The sequence below is a fragment of the Burkholderia sp. b14 genome (assembly GCF_900156195.1).
GTDB lineage: Bacteria > Pseudomonadota > Gammaproteobacteria > Burkholderiales > Burkholderiaceae > Mycetohabitans.
In genome coordinates this window covers 1,007,563-1,033,117 of sequence record NZ_FTPJ01000003.1, presented here as the reverse complement: position 1 = coordinate 1,033,117, position 25,555 = coordinate 1,007,563, and the positions used below count along the sequence as shown (strand labels likewise).

Here is a 25,555-nt window from a genome sequence, read left to right as displayed (position 1 = left end):
AAAGGCCCTGACTGTTATGGCAACGATACTCAATCCTAACCTGCTGCTGGCGGTCCCGCTAGCGCCCCTGGCCGGCTCGCTGATCGCCGGCCTGTTCGGCAAGACCATCGGCCGCCACAACGCGCATCGCGTGACGATCCTCGGCGTGGCGATTGCATTCGTGATCTCCGTGCTGGTGTTCCTCGACGTGCTCGATGGCGCCAGCTTCAATGGCACGATTTACGAATGGGCGACGCTGCCAAGTCTCGTACCGGGACAGGGCAGCTTGAAGCTCGAAATTGGTTTCCTGGTCGATTCGCTGACCGCGATGATGATGTGCGTGGTCACCTTCGTGTCGCTGATGGTGCACATCTACACGATCGGCTACATGGCGGAGGACCCGGGCTATCAGCGCTTTTTCTCGTACATCTCGCTGTTCACGTTCTCGATGTTGATGCTCGTGATGAGCAACAACTTCCTGCAACTATTTTTCGGGTGGGAAGCGGTCGGGCTGGTGTCCTACCTGCTGATCGGCTTCTGGTACACGCGTCCGACGGCGATCTACGCAAACCTGAAGGCGTTCCTCGTGAACCGCGTCGGCGACTTTGGCTTTCTGCTCGGCATCGGCCTGGTGCTCGCGTATGTCGGCTCGTTGAACTATGGCGATGTCTTCGCACATCGCGACGCACTGACCAGCGCAGGCGTGCTGCCAGGCACGCACTGGCAGCTGATCACGGTGACTTGCATCTGCTTGTTCATCGGCGCGATGGGCAAGTCCGCGCAGTTCCCGCTGCACGTGTGGCTGCCTGACTCGATGGAAGGCCCGACGCCGATCTCCGCGCTGATCCACGCCGCTACAATGGTGACCGCGGGTATCTTCATGGTCACGCGGATGTCGCCGCTGTTCGAGTTGTCCGACGCTGCGCTGTCGTTCGTGATGGTGATTGGCGCGATCACTGCGCTGTTCATGGGCTTCCTCGGTATCGTGCAGAACGATATCAAGCGGGTCGTTGCGTACTCGACGCTGTCCCAGCTCGGCTACATGACCGTGGCGCTCGGCGCCTCCGCTTACTCGGTTGCGGTATTCCACCTAATGACGCACGCGTTCTTCAAGGCGCTGCTGTTCCTGGGCGCCGGTTCGGTGATCATCGGCATGCATCATGACCAGGACATGCGCAACATGGGTGGGCTGCGCAAGTATATGCCGATCACGTGGATCACATCGCTGGTCGGCTCGCTTGCGCTGATCGGCACGCCGTTCTTCTCCGGCTTCTATTCGAAGGACTCGATCATCGAGGCGGTCAAGTTGTCGCACTTGCCGGGTTCGGGATTCGCGTATTTCGCGGTGACCGCCAGTGTGTTCGTGACCGCGTTGTACTCGTTCCGGATGGTTTTCATGGTGTTCCACGGTCCGGAGCGCTTCCGCAACGTGCATCACGATGACGATGGGCACGACCACGGTGCGCATCATGGGCATGGCGTGCACGAGCCGCACGAGACGTCATGGGTGGTTACGCTGCCGCTGGTGCTGCTTGCGATCCCGTCCGTCGTGATCGGTGCGATCGCGGTTGGCCCGATGATTTTCGGCGACTTCTTCTCGCACGGCGTCGTGTTCGACAAGGTTGTTTACGTCAGCGAGCATCACGAGGCGCTGCGTGAGATGGCCGAGGCGTTCCATGGCTGGATGGCGATGGGGTTGCATTCGGTCTCGGGCTTGCCGATTTGGCTCGCGCTGGCCGGTGTCATCGTCGCCTGGTTCCTGTACCTGAAGCGGCCTGACATCCCGGCGGCGATTCGTCAGCGTTTCTCGGGCATTTATACGCTGCTGGACAACAAGTACTACATGGACAAGATCAACGACGTTGTGTTCGCCAAGGGTGCGGTGACATTCGGCAAAGGGCTCTGGAAGGAGGGTGATGTCGTCGTGATCGACGGTCTAGTCAACGGCAGCGCGCGCGTAGTCGCGAAGTTTGCCGGCGTGGTCCGCTTTCTGCAAACCGGTTACATCTACCACTACGCGTTCGCCATGATTATCGGCATGTTGGGGTTGCTGACCCTGTTCGTTACGCTGAATAAATAACGCGAGGACAGGTATGCACGCTCATTTCCCCGTTTTGACTTTCGCGATCTGGCTGCCGATCGCGTTCGGTATCGCCGTCCTTGCGGTCGGCTCAGACAAGACACCGGGTGTCGCGCGCTGGACTGCGCTGATCGGCTCGGTGATCAGCTTCGTCGTCACACTGCCGTTGATCAGCGGCTTCGACGCAAGTACGTCAGCGCTGCAGTTTGTCGAAGTCGCGCCGTGGATCGAACGTTTCAACATCACGTACCACCTCGGCGTCGATGGGCTGTCGATGTGGTTCGTTGTGCTGACCGCATTCATCACGGTCATCGTTGTGATCGCCGGATGGGAGGTGATCACGGACCGCGTGGCGCAGTACATGGCCGCCTTCCTGATCTTGTCAGGTCTGATGGTGGGCGTGTTTTCGGCGGCCGACGGGATGCTGTTCTATGTGTTCTTCGAGGCGACGCTGATCCCAATGTATCTGATCATCGGCGTCTGGGGCGGCCCAAACCGCGTGTATGCGGCGTTCAAATTTTTCCTGTACACGCTGGCCGGCTCGTTGCTGATGCTGGTTGCATTGATCTACCTGTACACGCAGTCGCAATCGTTCGAGTTGTCAGCTTGGCATGCGCTGCCGCTCGGCATGACGCCGCAGGTGCTGTTGTTCGTCGCGTTCTTCCTCGCGTTCGCAGTGAAGGTGCCGATGTGGCCGGTGCACACGTGGTTGCCCGACGCGCACGTTGAGGCACCGACCGGTGGCTCGGTCGTGCTGGCGGCGATCATGCTGAAGCTGGGCGCATACGGCTTCCTGCGCTTCTCGCTGCCGATCGCGCCGGATGCGAGCCACTTGCTGGCGCCGGTCGTGATCACGCTGTCGCTCGTTGCCGTAATCTATATCGGCTTCGTCGCTCTGGTGCAGGCCGATATGAAGAAGCTAGTCGCGTATTCGTCGATCGCGCATATGGGCTTTGTCACGCTCGGCTTCTTCCTGTTCAGCCAGCTCGGCGTCGAAGGTGCCATCGTGCAGATGATCTCGCACGGTTTCGTGTCGGGTGCGATGTTTCTGTGCATCGGCGTGCTGTATGACCGCGTGCATTCGCGCCAGATTGCCGACTACGGCGGCGTCGTCAACACAATGCCCAAGTTCGCGGCGCTCGCGATGCTGTTCTCGATGGCTAACTGCGGGTTGCCGGGCACATCTGGGTTCGTCGGCGAATTCATGGTGATCCTGGCGGCCGTGAAGTTCAATTTCTGGATTGGATTACTCGCGGCGATCACGTTGATTCTGGGCGCCGCGTACACGCTGTGGATGTTTAAACGCGTTTATTTCGGCGCGGTCGCCAACGACCATGTCGCGAAGCTCGTCGACTTGAGTCGCCGCGAGTTCTGGATGTTGATGGTGCTAGCGTTGCTCGTGCTGTACATGGGCATCTTTCCGAAGCCGTTCACGGATGTGATGCACGAATCGGTGATTAACCTGCTCTCCCATGTCGCGCAGTCGAAGCTGCCGGCGACGCCGCAGTAAGGGAGGATTGAAAACATTATGCAAAACGCTCCTCTCAACGCCCTATTGCCCGATGCATTCCTGATGATCGTGACCGTCGTTGCATGGCTGAACGACATCATCACCGGCAAGAAGGGCCGCGGCCTGACCTATGTGATCGCGGTCGTGTCCGGCCTGATCGCCGCGCTCTGGTATGCGGTGATCGCGACCGATCCGCATCCGCACTACTACTTCTCGAACATGTATGTGGTCGACCCGTTCGCGAGCTTGATGAAGTCGTTCCTCTCGCTCGGTTTTGCGGTGTCGCTGATCTATTCGCGTAAGTACCTCGAGGAACGCGACCTGTTCCGCGGCGACTTCTATCTGTTGGCGCTGTTCTCGCTGCTTGGACAGCTAGTGATGGTGTCGGGCAACAATTTCCTGACGCTGTACCTGGGATTGGAACTGATGTCGCTATCGTTGTACGCAATCATCGCGCTGCGTCGTGACGTGCCGCAGTCCAACGAAGCGGCGATGAAGTACTACGTGCTCGGGGCGCTGGCGTCCGGCTTCCTGCTGTACGGCATCTCGATGATGTACGGCGCGACCGGCTCGCTCGAGCTGCATGACGTGTTCACTGCGATTGCATCGGGCCGTATCAACTATGCGGTGCTGCTGTTCGGTGTAGTCTTTATCGTTGCCGGCATCGCGTTCAAGATGGGGGCCGTGCCTTTCCACATGTGGGTACCCGACGTCTATCATGGCGCGCCGACCGCGATGACGTTGCTCACTGGCGGCGGCCCGAAGGTCGCGGCCTTCGCGTGGGGGCTGCGTTTCCTGGTGATGGGACTACTGCCGTTGGCGGTCGATTGGCAGGCGATGCTGGTGATTTTGGCCGCGCTGTCGTTGATCGTGGGCAACATCACCGGTATCGTGCAACGCAACGTGAAGCGAATGCTCGCTTACTCGGCAATCTCGAACATGGGCTTCGTGCTGCTCGGCCTGCTGTCCGGTGTCGTCGACGGCAAAGCGAGTGGTGCGGCGAGCGCGTACGGATCCGCGGTGTTTTACAGCGTCACGTATCTGCTGACGACGCTGGGCTCGTTCGGTATCTTGATGCTGCTTGCGCGCCGCGATTTTGAGGCCGACACGTTGGACGACTTCAAGGGCTTGAACAAGCGCAGCCCAGTGTTCGCGTTCGTGATGTTGGTGATGATGTTTTCGTTGGCGGGTATCCCGCCGACGGTCGGCTTCTATGCGAAATTTGCGGTGCTCGAGGCCGCGGTGAATGCGAACCTGACGTGGCTGGCGGTGCTCGCGGTCGTCACGTCGCTGTTTGGGGCGTTCTACTATCTGCGCATCGTCAAGCTGATGTACTTTGACGAACCAGTTGACGCGACGCCGATTACCGCCTACGGTGGCAATCGCGCACTGCTCGCGCTCAACGGTCTCGCGGTGCTGCTGCTTGGCATCGTTCCCGGACCGCTGATGTCGAGTTGCTTGCAGGCGGTGCGCCAGACACTGTCGCTGTAACGGCGGTTGCCACGATGTCGCCCTCTGGCTGGTTCATCGTCCTGGTCGCGCTGCTCGGCGCGAACCTGCCGTTCGTCAACCAGCGGTTGCTGGCGATACTGCCAGTACCCGGCGCCGCGCCGGGCGCACGCAAGAGCGCCTGGTGGCGGATCGCTGAATTGATTGTGCTTTACTTTGTCACGGGACTGCTCGGCTTCGCGCTCGAGGCACGGGCCGGCAATCGCTTTGAGCAAGAGTGGCAGTTTTACGCGATTACGTTCAGCCTGTTTGTCGTGCTTGCGTTTCCCGGCTTCGTTTTCCAGTATCTCGTCAAGCGGCGCGCCGCGTGAATCGGCGACCGCTCAAAAAGGGGCGACATGACACGCATTCCGACAGACGACGCTCATCTGGTCGAGACCCGTCTCGACGGCCAGACGCTATATGACGGCCATTTCCTGACGCTCAAGCGTGACATCGTGCGGTTGCCGGACGGCAAGTCGGCCACGCGTGAGTTCGTTGAGCATCCCGGTGCGGTGATGGTATTGCCGCTGTTGGATGACGGTCGCGTGCTGATGGAGCGCCAGTATCGTTATCCACTTGGCCGTGTGATGGTTGAGTTCCCGGCCGGCAAGCTCGATCCGCAGGAAGGGGTGCTCGCATGTGCTCAACGCGAACTGCGCGAGGAAACCGGCTATCGCGCGAACGAGTTCGTCTACTTGACCCGCATCCACCCGGTCATTTCGTATTCGACCGAGTTTATCGACCTGTACTTGGCGCGTGGGCTGACTGAAGGTGAGCGCGCGCTGGACGATGGTGAGTTTTTGGAAACGATTGTCGTCGAACCGGCCATATTGCACGAGTGGATTCGGCGCGGGGACGTTAGCGATGTCAAGACGATCATTGGTGCGTTTTGGCTTGAAAAAATTTTGTCTGGCGCTTGGCCGGAAAATACCGCGCAGGTAGTCTGATGCCGGCGTAGCCGATCCAAGCGCTGCGCTCGCAGCGGATCGCGCCCCATTAGATAAGGTTGAATTGAGCTGCCAGCCCGTTGAGGGCCCCGACACAGACGTCTTTACGACCGCCCAGCATTTGTGCGGGTGACACTCTCGGGTGTGGGGACGGTAGACGACAATATTTGCATCCGCGAGATCCTACAGCGCTGGACATCAAGCGCGACGCTTGCCGGCTACGCACTGATCGTCGATGAAGTGGACACGCAGCTGCACTTGCTCCCGACACCCTACCACTAGATGCGCACGGACTTGAAGCGATCTCGTGCACGGCAAATCGGTATTGTGTCAGATTCGAACCGATGATATACAGCTGTTATGGATGTATTGCTACGTCAACCTAGCGCAAAATCATTGCATTGACGAGGTGGATAATGGGAAGGAAGGCTTACAAGGTTCAGTCCGACCAACAGAGAAAGGCAGGGCGAGCGCAGGTTGTACCCGACCAAGATTCATCTGTCAGGCTGGTCAGCCGGCTGGATATCGATCCAGAGAGGCCATTCAAGGGAGTGGAAGCCATTTCGAGACGCTTGTACAATGGATCGCAAGAGATTCATACCACCAATCTTGAGATAGGCCACGATAAAAGTATTCCCAAAGACAAAAAAGAAGCCGTCTCGAAAGCCACACAGGAGCAAATGACCTATGGCTTATTGAATTTCTTGCACAAAATGCCCTATCTTAATCGCCCACCCAATTTTATCGGGCCGTCCGAGCAATCAAACAATGGCATTGAAACCATTTTAGTGCATGGCACGTTCAACGCCACCGCAGCCGAAGTAGGGTGGACCAGCCCGAATGGGAAATACGCCGATATTGTCCGGGAAAGATTTGGCGGGAAAGTGAGTGCTTTACAATGGAGTGGAAAAAATCATCGACTTGCCCGTATTGAGGCGGCGCAAACCCTTGCGAAAAAAATCGATGAAAACACACGGGCCGGTATCATCACGAATGTCATTGCCCATAGTCATGGTGGCAATGTCGCTTTTGAAGCGATTAAGCTGACACAAGGTAATATTGAACAACTGGTCACCTTAGGCACACCCATCCGAGGTGATCATTTACCGCCGACAAAGAAGCTTAGAGAAACGGTAGAACATTATATTCATATTTCAGGTGGCAAAGATACCATTGCCCCTAAAGGCGGCCTAGATTTTGTCACGCCATTTAAAGACAATTTCTCCCAAAAAATGGGATTCAATAAGGCTAAGATAAGCAATCCGTTGGCCAATACCGAGCTTCATGTGGCGGACGCCACCCATAGCGAACTCCATTCAAAAGCCGTTTTAGGGCTGCTCACCGCGATAACCCAAGCGACACGGTTGTAAGGCCGGTCAATGGACAGCGCAGGACGTGGCGCCTAAACCTTCTGTGCTTCGCTGGAATTTTCATTAGTTTTGGACGGGCGGCCGATCATTACACCGCCCACAAGACCGCCCCCACTTTAACCGCTGCTTTTCCCAGTTTGGCTGCCCACATGCCACCTTCCGCGTTTATTGACCTCGCCTACTGACCGACTCGTACGCCTTTAGGTAGACCTCTTTATACTTGACGCTGCGCCGCATGCGTTCAACGAACACGTTATCATGCCAGCTTCCTTTGCCGCCCATCGACAGTCCGAGGTTTCAGCCCAACACGGCATCAGTGAACGCGTTCGCCGTGAACTGGCTTTGCGCGGCCACCTTTCATTTTATGCTCAGGCCATTTCTACTGCCAATGTAGAGGAGGTTTCACGAAATAAATCTTCTTCTTTGGGGCGAATAAGCTGTTCAACCGTTCCATCAGCAGCAGGTAAATTCGCGCCGCGGATCAGCACAACAGGCGATCCTTCATCGGCTTGTCCCATTAGGAAAGACGCTGCTGCGGCGAGTTCATCGGCCACTGCCACCTGGGTTGTTCGTAAGAGCTGCCCAAACAGATCCGGCTTTCCAATATAATTTTTAAGCGGGGAAAAGCCTGCTACACCGATTGCGCACCCTGCCGTGCCATGGCGCCATACTCTGCCAAAACTATCGTTAATGATAATGTGGACATCGACGCCGCACAAGTGATGAAACTGTTTTTTTAATTCACGGGCACTGTGATCCGGGTCTTTCGGAAGTAGAAGCACACTGTCTTCATCGCCTACATTGGAATGATCGATACCGGCATTCGCCATCACGCATCCGAGACGGTGAGCGGTGATCAGTACACCATCCTGCCTGTGCGCAACGATTTCTGCCGACTCCGATAGGATAAGTTCAACGAGCCGTGGATCCTTATCCACTTTCTGCGCCAAATCGATAGCTTGCTTGCCGGGCGTGACAGAAGATAGCGCAACCCATCGCCCTTCGGACTTTGAAACGATCTTTTGTGCAAGCACTAACACATCGCCATTTTCTAGAGCGATACCATTTTTTTGGATCGCTTCCGTAATAATCTGGCCAAGATCATCCCCTGTTTGTATAAGAGGGATGCCACCGATGGCGGATACAGTCATGCTTCTTTCTGTTCGTGTAGCGTGGCTCATCCTCTTAGCTCCTTAATCTTCCCTTTAGTGGTAGAAAGATTCTCAGAAAAAATAGGCTCAGTCAATAACAAGTGACTAGACAATTTGCTTGCTACTATGCCAGCATGTCGTCGAACTATGGTAATGCAGTGCTTGTACGCAAGTTAGCGGTTCACGATGGAAGCAGACGTACCAATTTGTTGTGCAATAGGTACCTAAGCCAGGTAATTGTTTCGGTTGCTTTGAGCGCGACACAGTTGTCCTGATTTTCCGGGAAGTGAAACAATATGGGATGCAATGGGATGTCTCCTGTTTCTGTCGCCCAGCGTAATACCGGCATCTGGGCGGTCGTGCCGTTGAAAGCGCCTGAGTGTGCCAAAACCCGGTTGGCTGGCGTTTTGAGTCATGCTGCGCGCCAAGCGTTGTTTTTTTCCATGGCGAGTCATGTCATTGGCACGTTGCGCGCATCGCCTCGAATTGCTTCTCTATTGGTGGTGACGCCGTCGGAAAGTACGGCGGAGATGGCTCGGGCAGCGGGTGCTGAAATCTTGTGGGGGCCGCCGGATGAAGGCATGGCGAATGCCTGTTCACGAGCGATGGCCCACATTGCGGCGGCAGGCGGGGAGCGTGTGATGTTTGTCCCTGGTGATTTGCCGCTGCTGGATGAGGCAGCCATCGACATGTTGAGCCGTGCACCGGTCGATGCAATTGGCATGGCGCCGAACCGGGACGGTCATGGCACGAATGGATTGATTTGCCGACCTGGCGCCATTCCGTTGTTTTTCAGCGGGCCAAGCTTTTCCGCTCATCAAAACGCCGCTCGACGCGCCGGAATTGATGTTTGGGTTGTCCGTTCAAGAGAGTGGGCGCTGGATGTTGACTTGCCTGCCGACCTTGAGGAATTCGAGTCTTCCGTCAGAGACGCCAAGAGGAGGGTGCTATGCCAAAATTAGTAAGCGATCCTGTTTATAGAGTGATTCAAGAGGCCGAACGTTCTGCTAAGGGCAACCAGCCAAGGCTAGATGACAAGGCTTTGGCGTATGAGCTTGAAGCGGTGCAAGATTGGCGTGAGTTGGCCGGTCTGGCATCGGCATGGCGAGACATTGGATGGGGTAATGTCATCACCTATTCACGCAAGGTCTTTATTCCGCTCACCCATCTTTGTCGAGATGTCTGCCATTACTGTACCTTTGCCAAAGCGCCACGGGTCATTGGCCAAGCATTTCTTACCGTGGACCAAGCGCTGGACATTGCACGGGCGGGCGCTGCAGTAGGCTGTCGTGAGGCTTTGTTTACGCTCGGTGATCGGCCCGAAGCGCGTTATGCCGCTGCACGCGAAGCGCTGCAGCAACTGGGTCATGCTACGACGGCCGATTATGTCGCTGAGGTTGCGCAACGTGTACGAGCTGAAACCGGGCTGCTACCGCACTTTAATATGGGCGTGTTAAGCGCAGCAGAATATCAGATGCTACGGCCCCATGCCCCTTCCTTCGGGGTGATGCTAGAGACGGCTTCTGAACGTCTTTCCGAGCGTGGTGGGCCACATTACGGCTCTCCCGATAAGCACCCGGCAGCGCGGCTTGAAACGCTTCGCCTTGCCGGCGAAGCGCATATACCGATCACCTCAGGCATATTGATTGGTATCGGGGAGACACGCCGCGAGCGGCTTGAATCGCTCTTTGCGCTGCGGGATTTGCATGATCGCTATGGCCATCTGCAGGAAGTCATTATTCAGAACTTTCGCGCGAAACCCGGCACCAAAATGGTCAACGCGCCTGAGCCGTCAATGGACGAATTGTGTTGGACAACAGCGGTCGCCCGGTTGGTTCTGGGTTCCGCAATGAGCATTCAGGTGCCGCCTAATCTTTTCGATGGTGACCTGACCGACTTGATACGCGCGGGAATCAATGATTGGGGAGGCGTCTCACCGGTCACGCCTGATCACGTTAACCCAGAAGCGCCGTGGCCGCAAATTGACCGCTTAAGTGAGGTCACCGACAGGGGTGGGAAGACGTTGACCGAGCGGATAACCGTCTATCCTGCCTATATCGAGGAACGTGATCGTTGGATCGACCCGGGCTTGCATGCTGATGTGCTGCGCCATTCAGATTGCAGTGGTTTGGCAACAAGCGATCTATGGAAAGCAGGCTCCAAGACGATGGGGGATATTGCTCGCCTGGCAGTGACTACCACGGCTTCTCATGCTGACCGTGTTTGTTCGCAGACGATCGATATCGTGGATAAATGCGTGGCGGGCGAGCGCCTCGAAGAAGCCGAGCTTGTCCATTTATTCAACGCCCGCGGCCACGATTTTACGTACTTGACGCACACGGCGGACCGTTTGCGTAGGCAAACGAAGGGTGACACGATCACTTACGTCGTCAATCGGAACATCAACTACACAAACGTCTGCCAATACCATTGCAATTTTTGCGCTTTTTCGCGAGGGCCGATACAAGAAGAGCTGCGCGAAAAGCCCTATATCGTTGACCTCGACGAAATCCGTCGCCGCGTGAAAGAAGCGTGGGATCGTGGTGCGACGGAGGTTTGCCTGCAAGGAGGCATTCATCCCGACTATACGGGACGCACTTACGTTGATATCTGCGAAGCGGCTAAAACAGAATGTCCAGACATACATATTCACGCCTTCTCGCCCCTTGAGGTGATGCATGGCGCAACTAGCCTGGGGAAATCCATCAGCGCTTTTTTGTCTGATTTGAAAAATGCCGGGTTAAGTACTTTGCCTGGGACCGCAGCCGAGATTCTGGACGATGAAGTGCGGCGACAAATCTGTCCGGACAAGCTGAATACGCAAGAATGGCTGACAGTCGTGCGATCGGCACACGAGTTGGGATTGCGGACCACTTGCACGATCATGTTCGGCCATGTCGAATCTTATAAGCACTGGGCACGACATATCCTCAGGCTTGCGGAGCTGCAGCGCGATACAGGCGGTCTGACTGAGTTTGTTCCATTGCCCTTTGTCCATGAAGAAGCGCCGTTATTTAAAAAGAAAGGCGCGCGTCAGGGGCCGACTTTGCGAGAAGCCGTTTTGATGCATGCAGTCGGGCGTCTGGCGTTTCATGGCCTGATTGACAATATTCAAACGTCTTGGGTGAAAATGGGTGAGCAGGGCGCGCAGCTTTGCTTGCAGGCGGGGGCCAACGATTTGGGCGGTACCCTAATGAACGAGTCGATCAGCCGCGCAGCCGGTGCAGCCCACGGGCAGGAAATGCCGCCTGCTGCCATGGAAGCACTGGCCGCCAGACTCGGGCGCCGTGCAATGCAGCGTACCCCTCTTTACCGTGACGTCAGTACTGAGCGGCAGCAGGCTTCGTATGCTGCTCCTGCGCTGGCACCTGTGCGGTTCATGAAGGCCGGACGTTTGGTGCGTGGGCACGGCCATCAGGTCTTGAACGAAGCGTAACAATAATCGGGCCTGTATCAGTGGGTTCATGGTGTGGCTTGCCTGCAGACTGCCTAAATCGATGTTGTGATGGCGCTCACGCAGTGCTTCACATCATGGATTCACTAAGATGCTCAAACGTCTATATCAAAGTAGACAGACACTATTCGGCCTGACAGGATCGGAAGGGTGATCTGTTTAAGTCAAAAATGCTTGACCTTTACATAGGAAGGAAATGGCAAAGTATGTTGCGTTGTGCGGCGGGGTGGGCGGCGCTAAGTTGGCTTATGGTCTAGCGCATGTGCTTTCTGCGGACGAGTTGACGATCGTTGTCAACACGGGTGACGATTTTGAGCATCTTGGCTTGCTCGTCTGTCCCGATCTGGACACGGTTGTCTATACGCTGGCCGATGTGGCGGATGCAAAGAAAGGGTGGGGGCGGGCGAACGAGAGCTGGTCTTCGCAAGAAGCACTGGCTTGTTTGGGCGGACCGGTGTGGTTTCAGTTGGGTGACAAGGACCTTGCGCTTCATCTCTATCGGCGCAGCTTGCTTGACGGCGGTGCCAGCTTATGTGATTTAACTGCGACCATTGCTAGCGCATTCGGTGTCAAGCATTCGATCGTCCCGATGTCTGACGATCCGGTTAGAACTGTCGTTGAGACAGAAGAAGGCGATTTGCCTTTTCAGACGTATTTTGTTAAACGGCGATGTGAGCCGCGCGTGTCGGGTTTTCGCTTTGAAGGTGCTTCGTCGGCACGGTTATCGTCGCCATTTGAAGCAGCGCTGAGTGCGCCCGACCTGGCTGGCGTGATCTTATGTCCTTCTAATCCTTTCGTCAGCATTGGACCGATTCTGGCATTACCAGGCGTGCGTGACAGGCTGCGTGCCTGCAATGTGCCTGTTTTAGCTGTTGCACCGCTCGTCGGCGGCGAAGCAGTCAAAGGCCCATTGACTAAGATGATGCATGAACTGGGGATGAAGGCTTCGGTTGGCGCGATTGCTTCTCTTTATGCCGATTTCCTCGATATCTTGGTGATTGATCCGTCGGATGAACGCGATCATGACCTCTTGCGCACAGACCTTATGGCAGTCGATAAAGTCAAGACGCTCATGAAAACGCCTGATGAGCGTATCGCGCTTGCGCGACATGTGCTGACTTGCGTTGAACACTATCGAAACAATCGACAGGCGACCCATGCTGCATAGCAGCGCGCCGCATGAATCACATTGACCACGATTTCTTGCGAAGTAGATTGATTGCTATAAAGAAATAAAAAAATGATTAAGGGCATGCAGTACGGCAAACGCTTGCTGAACCAATCACGAAGAATGTACTATCCATTACGCATGCGCCGCCTTTGGGCTTTTGTTTCTCCTTTGGTATCTTTGAATCGGCGTGGTGACTGGCAGACAATCGCCGCGCTATTTCCTTATTTGATGGTTTATAAAGGGCGCGTCGCATTTGCACTCGCCTGCCTGGTTGGCGCAAAACTCGCTAATCTGGGCGTTCCAGTTGTGATGAAAGCGATTGTCGACCAGCTATCTGAAATTGACCGGTTGGCAGTGCAGGGGTCGTCGTTTTCATTGTTCCACGGCGTTGGTTTTCTTATTGTCGCTTATGCGGTCGTGCGCTTATCCAGTTCGTTTTTTGCGGAGCTGCGTGAAATTATTTTTGGAAAAGTAGCTTACAACGCGGCGCGACAAGTGGCACTCGCAGTATTCCGGCATTTGCACACGCTGTCATTGTGCTTTCACCTTGAGCGGCAAACGGGTGGCCTATCACGCGATATCGAGCGAGGAACGCGTGGCGTCAAGACGCTTGTTTCATATTCACTCTACAATATTCTACCAATATGTGTTGAAGTCGTGTTGGTACTTATTTTCTTTGCTATTCGCTACGATATCTATTATACGATTGTTACACTGTTCGTGCTTGCGGCTTACATTACGTTTACCGTGATGGTGACGGAATGGCGTACGCGCTTAAGGCAGGAGATGAATAAGCTTGATTCGCGCTCCAATACCCTAATGGTCGATTCGCTTATTAATTACGAGACAGTCAAGTGCTTTGGTAACGAGCAACACGAAATTCAGCGCTATGATGAAGGCATGATGCTTTATCATGATGCGGCGGTTCGGTCTCAAAGATCGCTTTCGTTTATGAATTTGGGTCAGCAGTCGATTATTGCGATCTGCATGATCGCCGTTTTATGGAGGGCGACGCAACAGGTTGTGGATAAGCAGTTGACATTGGGCGACTTTGTGTTAATTAATACGTTTATGCTGCAGATATATATTCCACTGAGTTTTTTGGGGAATATGTATCGAACTTTGAAGCAAAGTCTGACCGATATGGATCAGATGTTTTCGCTGCTAAATCTCAGGCGTGAAGTTGACGACATTCAAGGTGCGTTTCCGCTTGCTGTCCGGAGCGCTGAAGTATGCTTCGAGCATGTTAGCTTTTCATATGAGCCGCAACGGCAAATTTTACGAGATATAACGTTTACGATTGCGGCGGGCACGACGACTGCAATTGTCGGACATAGCGGCTCAGGTAAGTCAACACTCGCACGACTGTTGCTCCGCTTTTATGATGTGGACCATGGCGCTGGGCGTATTCTGATCGGTGGCCAAGATATTCGAGCTGTGACGCAAGATTCGCTGCGCGCGGCCATTGGCATTGTGCCGCAAGATACGGTGCTTTTCCGTGACACAATTTATTACAATATTGCGTATGGTCGGTTGTCTGCTTCGCCAGAAGAGGTGATTGCGGCTGCGCGCGCCGCCCATATTCATGCTTTTATTGAAAGCTTGCCTGCTGGCTATGCCACCATCGTGGGTGAGCGTGGTTTGAAATTATCTGGCGGCGAAAAGCAGCGCATCGCAATCGCCCGCACATTGCTGAAAAAGCCGCCTATTCTAATTTTTGATGAAGCGACTTCAGCACTCGATTCACGTGCTGAGCGTGCGATTCAGCGCGAGTTGAAACAGCTTGCGCGTCATCGTACAACGCTGATCATTGCGCATCGTCTATCAACAATTACGCATGCACAACAGATCCTTGTTATGGATCAAGGCCGTATCGTTGAACGCGGCACCCATAGAACATTGCTGAATGCAGGCGGCCTATATGCGCAAATGTGGGCATTGCAGCATAAGCAGCCTGAATAAAAGCATGTAAATAAAAACGATTGCTTTGATTAGCGCTCACCACGTAAAGCAGTGGATATATTGTAGTGAGCGCCGAGTTAAATATAATGACAACGGCTATAATGACAACGGGCACTGAAGTTCATTCTCGTCGAAATAATGCCCGAAACGATTACGCTTGGTCCAGATATAACGCTCATTTTCCTCGCGTAATGCAACCGCGAGGTCAACGCGCTCACATACCGGAATGCCATGGCGCTGCAGCGCCTCAAATTTATCCGGGTTGTTGCTCATCAGCCGTACCGACAGGATGCCAAGTTGGCGCACGATGCTCGCCGCGCAGTCATACTCGCGCGCGTCGTCTGGCAAACCCAGGTCGCGATTGGCATCGACAGTGTCACGTCCTTGTTCCTGGAGTCCGTATGCAAGAATTTTGTTGCACAAGCCAATGCCGCGTCCTTCATGGCCTCGCAGATACAATAGCGCGCCAACGCCCTCGGATGCGATATGGCGTAGTGCAGCGTCCAATTGTTCACCACAATCGCAACGCAGTGATCCTAGTACATCACCCGTAAGGCACTCAGAGTGAAGTCGTGTCAGTACTGATTCACGCTGGCAAACATCGCCCATTACTAGCGCGAGATACTCATTGTCATCGCTTTTCGAACGAAATGCGTGGGCAACAAAATTTCCGTAACGAGTTGGTAGTGCCGCTTTGCCAACATGCGTCACGTATTCGCTGCTTCTATCATGGCATTGTAGTAGCATCGGATCACCCCGGGAGGCTGAAGTGGTACTGCTGCAATACACAAAATTTTCTGTATCAGACAAAACTTAATCTTTATTCAGCATTGCTCACTGAGCAAGCACACCCAACATGCCAAATGGACCTATGTGCTTAACGATCGCTATGTAATGTTGAATACCCTAACAGCGCAGTGTGCAATGATGTTTTTAAGCTATGTCGTCGAGCAGGATTGCATACTTGTATGGAAATGGCAATAGAAAAATTGCATGTGGTATAGCCCTTTGCGGGAACGTGCGCTATACGGGCGGCAAGTGATGCGTGCGTGAATTTCGTTGTAGATAATAAAGCATTATTTGATGGCAGATTGCCGTAATTGTTGCTCTGTTGTTTCATCCGGCACGGTAGCACGTCAGCAGGTTCGACCGGTTGTTGCAACAACTTCGAATTAGCGGTGTTATAGGGGACGACCACGGGGTTGGGCCTCGAGGCAAACGGGACGGCCAATGATGTCATCGCCTGGCAGACCAAGCGTCAATCAGTTGGAGACGAAGCAAGCGTTCTGGAGATGCGTTGCCGAAGGAGCGGGGGAGGTTGCGCCACGCGCAAACGCGCTAGAATGGTCGGCCACGGTCTGATAATTTAGAACGATCATGCACAAATCGCGCGGATTGCGCTACACTGGATCGTACATTTCATGGGTATGAAAGTTCTCGATTTAACCTGCGAGCACGCGCACCGGTTCGAAGGCTGGTTTCAGTCGGCTGAGGACTTCAAGTCGCAACTGGAGAGGCACTTCGTTGAGTGTCCGATATGTGGTTCGAAGACGGTGCAGCGCGTGCCGTCGGCGCCCCGGTTGAACCTGTCAGGTGCGACCGCGCCGGCGCAATGCGATGGCGCGCCGGGCGTCGGCGGGCAGTCGCTGAATGCGGGCGAATTGCAGGCGCGTTGGCTGCAGATGATGCGGCAGGTGATCGAGCACACCGAAGACGTAGGCGAGCAGTTCGTTGAGGAAGCGCGGCGGATCCACTATGACGAGGCGCCGGCCCGCAGCATCCGCGGGGTCACGACGCTTGACGACGCGCGGGCTCTGTTGGACGAAGGCATCGACGTGATGCCGTTGCCGTTGCCAGCGTTGCTGAAAGAGCCGCTCCAATGATCTGGGCGGCGCTTCAGCTGCGCGTAACAGCGTGCGGCAAGAAAACGAGCGCATGGATTTCAGTACCCGTCCTGCCGACTCGGTTCCTTTAGCGTTGCGCGTACTGCGTGGCGCCGAACAGGACTTCGCGCGCCTTGTCGTCGGTCAGCGCCTTGCGCGCGGATACCAGCACTTCGACGCCCCGCTGCACCGCGGGCCGCGCATTAATGCGTTGCTGCCATGCGCTCACGTTTGGGAAGTTGTCGAGATCGATTCCCTGATTCTTCCACGAGCGCGTCCACGGGAATGCCGCGATGTCCGCGATCGTGTAGTCATCACCGGCCAGATAGGGATGCTTACCGAGCTGTTTCTCCATCACGCCATACAGCCGTCGCGCTTCGTTCGTGTAGCGATTGACCGCATATTCGATCTGCTCCGGCGCATAGATCCGGAAGTGGTGCGCCTGTCCGAGCATCGGGCCAAGTCCACCCATCTGAAACATCAGCCACTGCAATGTCGCATAACGTTGGGCCGGATCGGCTGGCAGAAATTTTCCGGTCTTCTCCGCGAGGTAGATCAGGATCGCGCCCGATTCGAACAGCGCGATCGGCTGGCCACCGGGACCCTCGTGATCGACGATCGCCGGGATTTTGTTGTTTGGGCTGATCGCCAGAAACTCGGGCTTGAACTGGTCGCCTGCGCCGATGTCGACCGCATGGACGGTGTAGGGCAGCGCTAGCTCTTCAAGCATGATATGGACCTTGTGGCCGTTCGGCGTGGCCCAGCTGTAAATATCGATCATATCCGCTTATCGAGGCGCGTCCCCGGTGCGCGGATCCGGCCCGCGCGCGCTTTCGGCGCCCCATCCTGTAGAAAGTTGAATGTTCACACGATGCCTGCAGCGCATCGAGCGCCGTCGGCTGCGAGGTGCATGCTATTTAAGCATAGAACCGGCTGGATCGCAGCGTCACGGGCCAGGCTCACACGCGGGACGCCGTTTTTGTCTTTCAGATACGATGCCAGCTCCAGTCGGGCGATTGCTGCGATGGACTTCATTCGGTCCGTCGGCCTGTCGCAGCGTACGCGCCGACGTGTACGCGTAGGCCCGCGGTCATTTATAGCGCGCTTCGCGATTTTCCAGGAACGCGCTGATCCCTTCGAGACCATCGCGATGATGCAGCGACGCGACGAAATGGTCCCGTTCGGCGACCAGCTGCTCGGCCAGCGGTTGCCTGGGGGCATCGTCGACGAGCGCCTTAATCCGGGCCACCGCGTTTGGCGACAGCCGCGCCAGCTCGTCAGCCCATGCGAGTGCGCTCTCCAACGCTGCGCCTGCTGCGCTGAGCCGGTTGACTACGCCCAGCGCCGCCAGGCGCGGCGCCGGCACCGGCTTGCCTTCCAGGATGATTTCGGTGGCTAGCGCGCGCGGCAGTGCCCGGGACAGGAACCATGAGCCGCCGCCATCGGGCGTGAGTCCGACACGCGCATACGACATCACGAATTTTGCGTTGTCCGCTGCCACCAGCAGGTCGCAGGCGAGCGCGAGCGAGAAACCTGCGCCGGCCGCTGCCCCTTCGACCGCGGCGATCACCGGTTTGCGTGAGGCGCGGATCGCGCTGATCCACGCGCCGAGCAGGTCGATGCTGTCGGCCTGCACCGATGGGCCCTTCGCCCGATTCTCCAGCAGCCGGTGCAGGTTGCCGCCCGCGCAGAAGAAATCGTCGGCGCCGGTCAGCACGATGACCCGGATCTCCGGGTCGCGCTCGGATGAATCGAGCGCCTCGATGCCGGCGGCGTACATGTCAGGGTGCAACGCGTTGCGTGCGCCCGGGTTGGACAGCGTGAGCACGAGCGTCGCATCCCGGCGGGTGGCGAGCAATTCGGCGGTCATCGGTGGATTCCTTCATGTTGGGGGGCGTCGCTCTCGACAGGCAGCAGCGACAGGCCCAGTTGTGCGCGGCGCGCCAGCCATGGCGACGGCCGGTAGTGCGGATCGTTCAGTGTGGCGCAGATGGGCGCGCGCCACACGCTACAGCGCGGCAAGGCGCTCGAGCGCGCTTGCCAGCGTTGTTTCGCGTTTGGCAAAGCAAAAGCGCACGACGCCGGCGTCGTGCGCCCGATGATAGAACGCGGACACGGGAATCGCCGCAACACCGATCTCGACGGTTAACCACCTGGCAAACTCCGCCTCTGGCAGTGCCGAGATTGCCGAATAATCGACGCACTGAAAATACGTACCTTCACATGGCAATAGCTTAAAACGCGTGCGTTCCAAGCCGGCACGAAAGAAGTCGCGCTTGGCCTGGTAGAACGCCGGCAACGTCAGGTAGGGCGCTGGGTCGGCCATGTACGCGGCGACGCCTGCCTGGGTGGCCGAATTCACCGTGAACACGTTGAACTGGTGGACCTTGCGGAACTCGGCGCTCAATTCGCGCGGCGCGGCGACGTAGCCGAGCTTCCAGCCGGTCACGTGATAGGTCTTGCCGAAGCTTGATACGACGAAGCTATGCGCCGCGAGGTCCGGATAGCGCGCAACACTCTCGTGGCGGGCGCCGTCAAACACCATATGCTCATAGACCTCGTCAGACAGCACTAGGATGTCCGTGCCGCGCACGATGTCCTGCAGCGCCCGCATGTCGCTGTCGCGCCAGATCGTGCCGGTTGGGTTGTGCGGCGTGTTCACGATGATCAGCCGGGTCTTCGGCGTGATCGCCGCGGCGAGTTGGTCGAACGCAATCCGATAATCGGGTGCGTCCAGCGTCACGAACACGGGTTTGCCACCCGCCAGCTCAATTGCCGGCAAGTAGCTGTCGTAGTAAGGCTCGATTACGATGACCTCGTCGCCCGGCTGCACGCAGCACAGCACGGCAGTGAGCAACGCTTGCGTTGCGCCCGCGGTGATGGTGATTTCGCTGGCCGCATCGTAACGATGGCCGTACAGCTGCTCGATCTTTGCGGCAATCGCATTGCGCAGCGACGCAAGACCGGCCATCGGCGGGTACTGGTTGAAGCCGTCACGCATCGCCTGCGCGACCGCCTCGATAATTGTCGGGTCGCAGTCGAAATCCGGAAACCCCTGACCCAGGTTGACGGCGTTGGCCTCGGACGCGAGCGCGCTCATCACCGTAAAGATCGTCGTGCCGACTTGCGGCAACCGCGATGGGAAGGAGGGCACGCGGGGCGACGTATCGGGCGGGCGATGCGAGGCGTTCATGGTATAAGCGTTGTGTCGATAGGGGGAACCGTGCGACCGGATGATCGATCTCAGCGGGCCTATTGTACGGTAGGCTCGTGCGTTGCGTCGCCCGCCGCCGACTGGGCAAGGCCTGCGGCCGCGACGAACTCGGCTGGCTGCACAATGCGCAAGTCGAACTCGCGCGCCATCCGACGCGCCATCTTTAACAGCGCCTTGTCCTTGGTGACCAACCACTGTGCGGCTGCGTCATATGCCAATTCGAGGAACTTCTGGTCGTCGCGGTCGCGGCACAGCGGCAGCGCGCGCGGTGCGGCGCCGGCTGCGTGCGCACTTGCGCTCGCATTCGCGCCTGCTTTCGGCACAGACATTGCAGGGCCACCCTGCGTGCGCAGCGCCGGTGCCACGCGCGCACACAGCCGGGCGAGCCGCGCGAGTGCCGCCGGCTTATCGATCGCATAGCGCACGAACTGCGGGTAGTCGAGCACGCGCTGCAGCTCGTTGAGGCAGCGGTCGTTCTGCACCGCGTCGAGGCTACCGTCCTGCAGCGCTATTGCAATCAGGCGGGTCGCGGGATCGTCAAATACCAGGATGTCGATCCACACGTTCGTGTCGAGTACCACCCGTGGACGGACGAAGGCAGCCGCAGGGGCGCTCGATGGTGCGACAGGGTCGGCCGGCAGCGGCGGGGCGGAACGGGAGGGCGTCATTGTCGATACAATGGCAACGCTTGCGGCCAATCACGCCGCGCGATGCCTTTTTTCAGTCAGCCTTCCATGATAATCGTTTTGTCGCCCGCCAAGTCACTGGACTATGACACACCGCCCCATGTACGCAAGCATACGCTACCGGCGTTCCTTGACGACTCGGCCGAGTTGATTACGCAGTTGCGCACGTTCTCGCCGCAGCAAATCGGCACATTGATGCGTCTTTCCGATCCGCTCGCGCGCTTGAACTATACGCGGTACGGCGACTGGTCTGCCGCGCGGTTCGCGCCACCGCATGCCAAGCAGGCGATGCTCGCGTTCAATGGCGATGTCTACGATGGGTTCGACGCGCGGTCCTTGTCTGCCGCCGATCTGGATTATGCGCAACGCCATATACGCGTGCTCTCCGGCTTATATGGGGTGCTGCGTCCGCTTGATCTAATGCTGCCGTACCGGCTCGAAATGGGTACGCGGCTTGCCAACCCGCGCGGCAAGGATCTGTACGCATTCTGGGGCGACAAGATTACCGCTGCGCTGAGCGCACAGCTCAAGCGCGCAGGTGGCGCGCGGGTATTGATCAATTGCGCGTCGGACGAGTATTTCCGTTCGGTCAGGCCGCGCCAGCTTGACGCACCGGTGATCACCCCAGTGTTCGAGGACTGGAAAAACGGTCAATACAAAATCATCAGCTTCTACGCCAAGCGTGCGCGTGGCGCGTTCGCCCGCTTTGCAGTCGTGAACCGGATCGACGAGCCGGCTAGGCTCATCGCGTTCGACGCCGACGGCTACCGGTTCGATGCGAAGGCGTCGAACGATTCGACCTATGTATTTCGTCGCAAGCAGGCCACTTGACTCCATTCGTTGCGGATCCGACCCATGAGCATTCACATCAGTAGTCAATTCGATTCAGGGGCAATTAATGTCGTATCGTGCGAGCGCGCGGACGACATTCGATTGCGGTTGCGCGCCGACACCCAAGCGGCGTTTGCGCAGTGGTTCTATTTCTCGCTGAGCGGTGCGAAAGACGTGGGCTGCACGATCACGTTCGAGAACGCGTCGCACAGTGCTTTTCCGGATGGATGGCACGGTTATCAGGCTGCTGCGAGTTATGATGGCATCGACTGGTTCCGGGTGCCCACCACGTATGACGGTCAGGTGCTGCGCATCTGTCATCGGCCGGCGCACGACCGGATCTATTACGCGTATTTCGAACCGTATCCGTATGCGCGACATGCACAGTGGGTCGACACGCTGGTCCAGCAGCCTGGCGTGCGCTTGACCGAACTGACCCGTACCGTGCAGGCGCGTGCGCTGGATCTGCTGACCGTTGGCGAACCGGCGCCGCACAAGCGCAACATCTGGATCATCGCAAGGCAGCATCCGGGCGAGACGATGGCGCAGTGGTTCGTCGAGGGTCTGCTCAGGCGCTTGTGCGGCCTTGGCGATTGGCGGGGCGACCCGCTGGGCCGCATCGTGCTCGAACGTGCGGTCTTTCACGTGGTACCGAACATGAACCCGGATGGCAGCGCGCTGGGTAACTTGCGCACCAATGCCGCTGGCGCGAACCTGAACCGGGAATGGTTGCAGCCGGACCCGCATCGCAGCCCCGAAGTGCTGGCCGTACGCGACGCTATCCATGCGAGCGGTTGCGACATGTTCTTCGATATCCATGGCGATGAAACGCTGCCATACGTCTTCGTCGCCGGCTCGGAAATGCTGCCCGATTTCTCTCACGCGCAACGTCGTATGCAAGACGAATTCATCCGCCATTTCAAGCGCGCCAGCGCGCACTTCCAGGATGAGCACGGATACGAGTCCGGGCGTTACCAGCAGGATGCGCTCCAGCTCGCCTCCAAGTATATCGGCCACACCTTTAAGTGCCTGTCGCTCACGCTTGAAATGCCATTTAAGGACGATGCGAACTTGCCTGACCCGCACGTCGGCTGGAACGGCGCGCGCAGTGCGTCGCTGGGTGCGGCGATGCTGCAGGCCATCGGTTGGCAACTCGACGCGATGTGACGCACTGCGGCATTGTGTGCGCAGCGTTTGTCACACGCAGGCGCGTGCATGGTGGGCTCAGCGCCGCCGGCCTTTCTTGCCGGTGCCTTTGCCTGCCGCCTTCGCTGGACTTTTGCGGCCCGAGCCGCGCAACGCCTTTTTGGCCTTGCCGGCCTGGCGACTCGGCGCAGCGCGCTTAAACGGCGCGACCGGATCATTCCAACTAAAGGCGAGCATTTTCGCGTCGACGTAGCCGCAGCGGAATTTCAGCGCGTCGGGCTTCGTTGAACCATCCTTGCGCATGCCGACCCCTTGGACGGTGACGATCGAATCGACCTTGATCCGTTGCTTGCCCTGGTCGAACGAGCCTTTCCATGGCTTGACTTCGGCGTGCGCGGGATCGAACGAGCTGTGTGGAAATTCGACGTGGTCAAACGCGCTCGATGTGCCGACGATAAAGTCGGCGTGCGCCGCGCAGTCCGCGACTAGCGGATTGGCTCTCATTTGCGTGATGAATTGGTAGACTAGCTCGTTGTGGTGTTCGACTTGGTCGGCGCAGGCCATCGTGGGAATGGCGATTGCCATGGCCACGAGCGCGCATGAGGCCATGGCGCCGATCAGTCGTTGCATCGGGCGCGACGTAGAATGACGATCCATCTAATCCTGTTGCTAGGTGCCGTGAAAAAAAGCCGCGGTCGAAGTGAGAGGATGTGCGCAAGTGGATTCGCACGCGATGTCGAGTCCGGACTTGGATACACTCAGCGGCCCGCGGTTGAGCTAGCGTTCTATCTTAACGCAAAACAGAGGAGGTACTGCGGCCGGCCGGCGTAGCGCGCGGCAACTGTTGCACACGACATAGTGGACCGCCAGGCTGCTGAGTCAGGCGCGCGGGCCCCGGTCCATGTGGCGGCGATCGAACCGGTAGCGGCGTACATCGTACGTGGTGACCCACGCCGGGCGATAGACGGCGAACAGCGCGGTTAGCATGCCACAGAACCACGCTTCGCCGGAGGCGAGCATGCCGACGGCCATCCCGTAGCCGGGCGGGATCACGGCCGTATCACCGTGGGCCAGCACCAGGTATAGGCCTAGTGCACCGGCACAGGCGGCAACCAGCGCTAGCGCGGCGGTCACGAAGCCGTGGCCGAAGATGAACATCAACAAGTTTCGCGGTAACCATGCGGCAATAACCCGCTGTAGCAGCGTCGAGACAAAGACCGGCACTGCCCCAAATATGACAAAGGTCAGACCCACGCCATCCCACGGTACGCTGAAAATCGCGGCCACCAGCGCGCATATGGCTGCCATCGACACCAACGCGAGCGACCAGCCGAACAGCGTGACCATCAATGTCGCGCCAAGCAGATGCATCACCGGGCCATCGTTCAGCCATGCGTTGGTGGCCCACATGACCGCGATCGCCACGGTCATGCCAAGCCACAGGTGCTGCAGCGTATCGTCGCGCAACCGCGCGAAGGGCTTCTTCCACGCCGCGAGCACAAGCAAAGCCACGGCGGCAAGGTTGCCACCTATCGCCAACCACCATGGTAACGACGTGTAGAGGAATCCCATATCACACATATTACTCGCTGCGCGGCTCCCGGTGGTGGAAGCAAATCGCACGCCCGCGCACGGCGTTGCGATTCAACGACGCTTGCGTGGAACGACCTTGTATGGCACGCCGTCTGGCTCCGCGGCTTGCAGTATCGCTTGGTCGCGCCCATTGGCTGCGTCGCGCCGCCGGTGCTCGCGGGTGGCCGCACGCAGCGGCGTCGGCCCAGCCTCACCATAGACCGGTTGCCGTGCCTGCTGGGTCGCATCGCGTAGCACTTCCAGTGCGCCAGTCTGCCAACCATTGTAGATCGCCACCGCGGCCGCGCGATTGGTGGCGCCAAGCTTCTCGAAGATCGCGCCGAGATGGATCTTGACCGTTCCTTCACTGATGCCCAGCGCGCGTGCGATGCTTTTGTTGGTCGCACCCATGTGCACAAGCCGCAGGATTTGCTCTTGGCGCGGCGACAGTAGGCCAGACGACGCACTTTGGCGCCGGCAGGCTGCTCGGTTCAGCGAACTGTCCCCGTACGCGTTGATTGGCACGACGGTGGGCGTGTGCAGATTCAGTCCACTGGGCGGCACGTAGTGCCCGCCGAGCAGCACGATCTCGAACGCGCGAACGATAAGACGCGGATTGAGGTGCCGCGGCACAACGCCGAGCACGCCGGCGTCGACCAGCGACTTGACCCGCGTTGGGCTGGCATCATCGACCAACGCCGCAATCGGCAGGTTGGGATAATGGCGCCGGAGATCGAAGATATCCTGCACACTCATCCCATCCTGCCAGTCGATGACGAGCATGTCTGGGCAGGCATGTTGCAGGACGCGCTGCGCTTGTCGCCAGTCACGCGCATCGTAGAATGATGCATGTCGATTAATCTGGCGCAGCAATGTTTTTAGCCCTTCGCGCCTCTCGGCTTACTCATTCAGCAAGCAGACTTTCATGACCACTTCTCCCTGACTGAGTCCACACAACCGCGCCGCCGCGTTGGCCAGCGCGGCGGACATCAGAGATCAATGATGGCAAAAACAAGCAGTGGGCCGGCATTAGCCGAAAGGCCAGTCGGGCCGCGTCTTGACGGCTCTTCGGCCGATGACGCGACGCACGTGGCGGGTGGGAAAAGCG

General features: G+C 57.6%; 23 protein-coding genes and 1 pseudogene. 14 read left to right on the top strand and 10 right to left on the bottom strand.

Translation table 11 applies throughout. The annotated features are described in order from the left end of the window. Positions 1-16 precede the first annotated feature (16 nt). The 7 genes from nuoL (at position 17) to B0B13_RS08950 (ending at position 7,377) form a co-directional block, all read left to right on the top strand. A complete protein-coding gene (gene nuoL / locus B0B13_RS08975; protein WP_076795829.1) occupies positions 17-2,059 on the top strand; it encodes an NADH-quinone oxidoreductase subunit L in 2,043 nt (680 codons plus the stop codon). 13 nt (positions 2,060-2,072) lie between these two features. Next, positions 2,073-3,569 carry an NADH-quinone oxidoreductase subunit M gene (locus B0B13_RS08970; RefSeq protein WP_076795826.1) on the top strand — a complete coding sequence of 499 codons (1,497 nt, stop codon included), beginning with the start codon at positions 2,073-2,075 and terminating at the stop codon, positions 3,567-3,569. A gap of 18 nt (positions 3,570-3,587) precedes the next feature. Then, positions 3,588-5,060 carry an NADH-quinone oxidoreductase subunit NuoN gene (gene nuoN, locus B0B13_RS08965; RefSeq protein WP_076795824.1) on the top strand — a complete coding sequence of 491 codons (1,473 nt, stop codon included), beginning with the start codon at positions 3,588-3,590 and terminating at the stop codon, positions 5,058-5,060. 14 nt (positions 5,061-5,074) lie between these two features. Further along, a complete protein-coding gene (locus B0B13_RS08960; protein ID WP_076786448.1) occupies positions 5,075-5,389 on the top strand; it encodes a DUF2818 family protein in 315 nt (104 codons plus the stop codon). A gap of 27 nt (positions 5,390-5,416) precedes the next feature. Continuing rightward, positions 5,417-6,007, top strand: coding sequence for an NUDIX domain-containing protein (locus tag B0B13_RS08955; RefSeq protein ID WP_076795822.1), 591 nt, complete (start codon positions 5,417-5,419; stop codon positions 6,005-6,007). Positions 6,008-6,136: 129 nt separating this feature from the next. After that, positions 6,137-6,289 (top strand): hypothetical protein, encoded by a 153-nt coding sequence (locus tag B0B13_RS18425; RefSeq protein WP_212667360.1) that lies wholly within the window; start codon positions 6,137-6,139, stop codon positions 6,287-6,289. A gap of 134 nt (positions 6,290-6,423) precedes the next feature. Then, positions 6,424-7,377: an esterase/lipase family protein gene (locus B0B13_RS08950; RefSeq protein WP_235090690.1), complete on the top strand. Its 954-nt coding sequence runs from the start codon at positions 6,424-6,426 to the stop codon at positions 7,375-7,377. Positions 7,378-7,557: 180 nt separating this feature from the next. On the opposite strand, the pseudogene B0B13_RS19320 reads toward B0B13_RS08950, so the two are convergent. Both B0B13_RS19320 and cofE read right to left on the bottom strand, forming a co-directional pair. Then, positions 7,558-7,719, bottom strand: a pseudogene (locus B0B13_RS19320) (IS3 family transposase); the annotation flags it as partial. Between the two features lie 26 nt (positions 7,720-7,745). Beyond that, positions 7,746-8,528 (bottom strand): coenzyme F420-0:L-glutamate ligase, encoded by a 783-nt coding sequence (gene cofE / locus B0B13_RS08940; protein ID WP_237573947.1) that lies wholly within the window; start codon positions 8,526-8,528, stop codon positions 7,746-7,748. 311 nt (positions 8,529-8,839) lie between these two features. Between cofE and cofC the strand changes: the two genes are divergently transcribed. The 4 genes from cofC (at position 8,840) to B0B13_RS08920 (ending at position 15,115) form a co-directional block, all read left to right on the top strand. Then, the gene (gene cofC, locus B0B13_RS08935) at positions 8,840-9,490 is read left to right on the top strand and encodes a 2-phospho-L-lactate guanylyltransferase (protein ID WP_076795815.1); all 651 of its coding nucleotides are present in this window, start codon (positions 8,840-8,842) and stop codon (positions 9,488-9,490) included. Next, complete coding sequence (cofH, locus tag B0B13_RS08930) at positions 9,478-11,964, top strand: 5-amino-6-(D-ribitylamino)uracil--L-tyrosine 4-hydroxyphenyl transferase CofH (RefSeq protein ID WP_076795812.1); 2,487 nt, start codon at positions 9,478-9,480, stop codon at positions 11,962-11,964. The genes cofC and cofH overlap by 13 nt, the downstream gene beginning before the upstream one ends. 214 nt (positions 11,965-12,178) lie before the next feature. Next, positions 12,179-13,150 carry a 2-phospho-L-lactate transferase gene (cofD, locus tag B0B13_RS08925; RefSeq protein WP_076795810.1) on the top strand — a complete coding sequence of 324 codons (972 nt, stop codon included), beginning with the start codon at positions 12,179-12,181 and terminating at the stop codon, positions 13,148-13,150. 141 nt (positions 13,151-13,291) lie between these two features. Continuing rightward, positions 13,292-15,115 (top strand): ABCB family ABC transporter ATP-binding protein/permease, encoded by a 1,824-nt coding sequence (locus tag B0B13_RS08920; RefSeq protein WP_076797241.1) that lies wholly within the window; start codon positions 13,292-13,294, stop codon positions 15,113-15,115. Positions 15,116-15,211: 96 nt separating this feature from the next. Here the strand turns inward: B0B13_RS08920 and ribA are convergent, their stop codons facing one another. Continuing rightward, complete coding sequence (ribA, locus tag B0B13_RS08915) at positions 15,212-15,862, bottom strand: GTP cyclohydrolase II (RefSeq protein WP_076786461.1); 651 nt, start codon at positions 15,860-15,862, stop codon at positions 15,212-15,214. 680 nt (positions 15,863-16,542) lie between these two features. On the opposite strand from ribA, the gene B0B13_RS08910 reads away from it, so the two are divergent. Further along, positions 16,543-16,998 (top strand): DUF1178 family protein, encoded by a 456-nt coding sequence (locus B0B13_RS08910; protein ID WP_076795807.1) that lies wholly within the window; start codon positions 16,543-16,545, stop codon positions 16,996-16,998. Between the two features lie 88 nt (positions 16,999-17,086). On the opposite strand, the gene B0B13_RS08905 is transcribed toward B0B13_RS08910, so the two are convergent. From B0B13_RS08905 to B0B13_RS08890, 4 genes are all read right to left on the bottom strand, one after another. Then, a complete protein-coding gene (locus B0B13_RS08905; RefSeq protein ID WP_076795805.1) occupies positions 17,087-17,779 on the bottom strand; it encodes a glutathione binding-like protein in 693 nt (230 codons plus the stop codon). 309 nt (positions 17,780-18,088) lie between these two features. After that, positions 18,089-18,868 (bottom strand): oxepin-CoA hydrolase, alternative type, encoded by a 780-nt coding sequence (locus tag B0B13_RS08900; RefSeq protein ID WP_076786467.1) that lies wholly within the window; start codon positions 18,866-18,868, stop codon positions 18,089-18,091. 138 nt (positions 18,869-19,006) lie between these two features. Then, a complete protein-coding gene (locus tag B0B13_RS08895) occupies positions 19,007-20,191 on the bottom strand; it encodes a pyridoxal phosphate-dependent aminotransferase (protein WP_076795802.1) in 1,185 nt (394 codons plus the stop codon). Between the two features lie 59 nt (positions 20,192-20,250). Then, positions 20,251-20,793: a PIN domain-containing protein gene (locus B0B13_RS08890; RefSeq protein ID WP_237573969.1), complete on the bottom strand. Its 543-nt coding sequence runs from the start codon at positions 20,791-20,793 to the stop codon at positions 20,251-20,253. Between the two features lie 153 nt (positions 20,794-20,946). Here B0B13_RS08890 and yaaA point away from each other — a divergent pair, with 153 nt between their 5' ends. Beyond that, positions 20,947-21,729 carry a peroxide stress protein YaaA gene (gene yaaA, locus B0B13_RS08885; protein ID WP_076795800.1) on the top strand — a complete coding sequence of 261 codons (783 nt, stop codon included), beginning with the start codon at positions 20,947-20,949 and terminating at the stop codon, positions 21,727-21,729. A 24-nt stretch (positions 21,730-21,753) separates the two neighbouring features. Then, positions 21,754-22,896: a M14 family metallopeptidase gene (locus tag B0B13_RS08880; protein ID WP_076795797.1), complete on the top strand. Its 1,143-nt coding sequence runs from the start codon at positions 21,754-21,756 to the stop codon at positions 22,894-22,896. Between the two features lie 57 nt (positions 22,897-22,953). Here the strand turns inward: B0B13_RS08880 and B0B13_RS08875 are convergent, their stop codons facing one another. The 3 genes from B0B13_RS08875 to B0B13_RS08865 all read right to left on the bottom strand — a co-directional run bounded on the left by B0B13_RS08875 (position 22,954) and on the right by B0B13_RS08865 (position 25,320). Next, positions 22,954-23,532, bottom strand: a complete 579-nt coding sequence (locus B0B13_RS08875; RefSeq protein WP_076786475.1) for a BspC domain-containing protein — start codon at positions 23,530-23,532, stop codon at positions 22,954-22,956. 222 nt (positions 23,533-23,754) lie between these two features. Then, a complete protein-coding gene (locus B0B13_RS08870) occupies positions 23,755-24,447 on the bottom strand; it encodes an energy-coupling factor ABC transporter permease (protein ID WP_076797239.1) in 693 nt (230 codons plus the stop codon). A 72-nt stretch (positions 24,448-24,519) separates the two neighbouring features. After that, the gene (locus B0B13_RS08865) at positions 24,520-25,320 is read right to left on the bottom strand and encodes a helix-turn-helix transcriptional regulator (RefSeq protein WP_237573946.1); all 801 of its coding nucleotides are present in this window, start codon (positions 25,318-25,320) and stop codon (positions 24,520-24,522) included. Between the last annotated feature and the right edge of the window lie 235 nt (positions 25,321-25,555).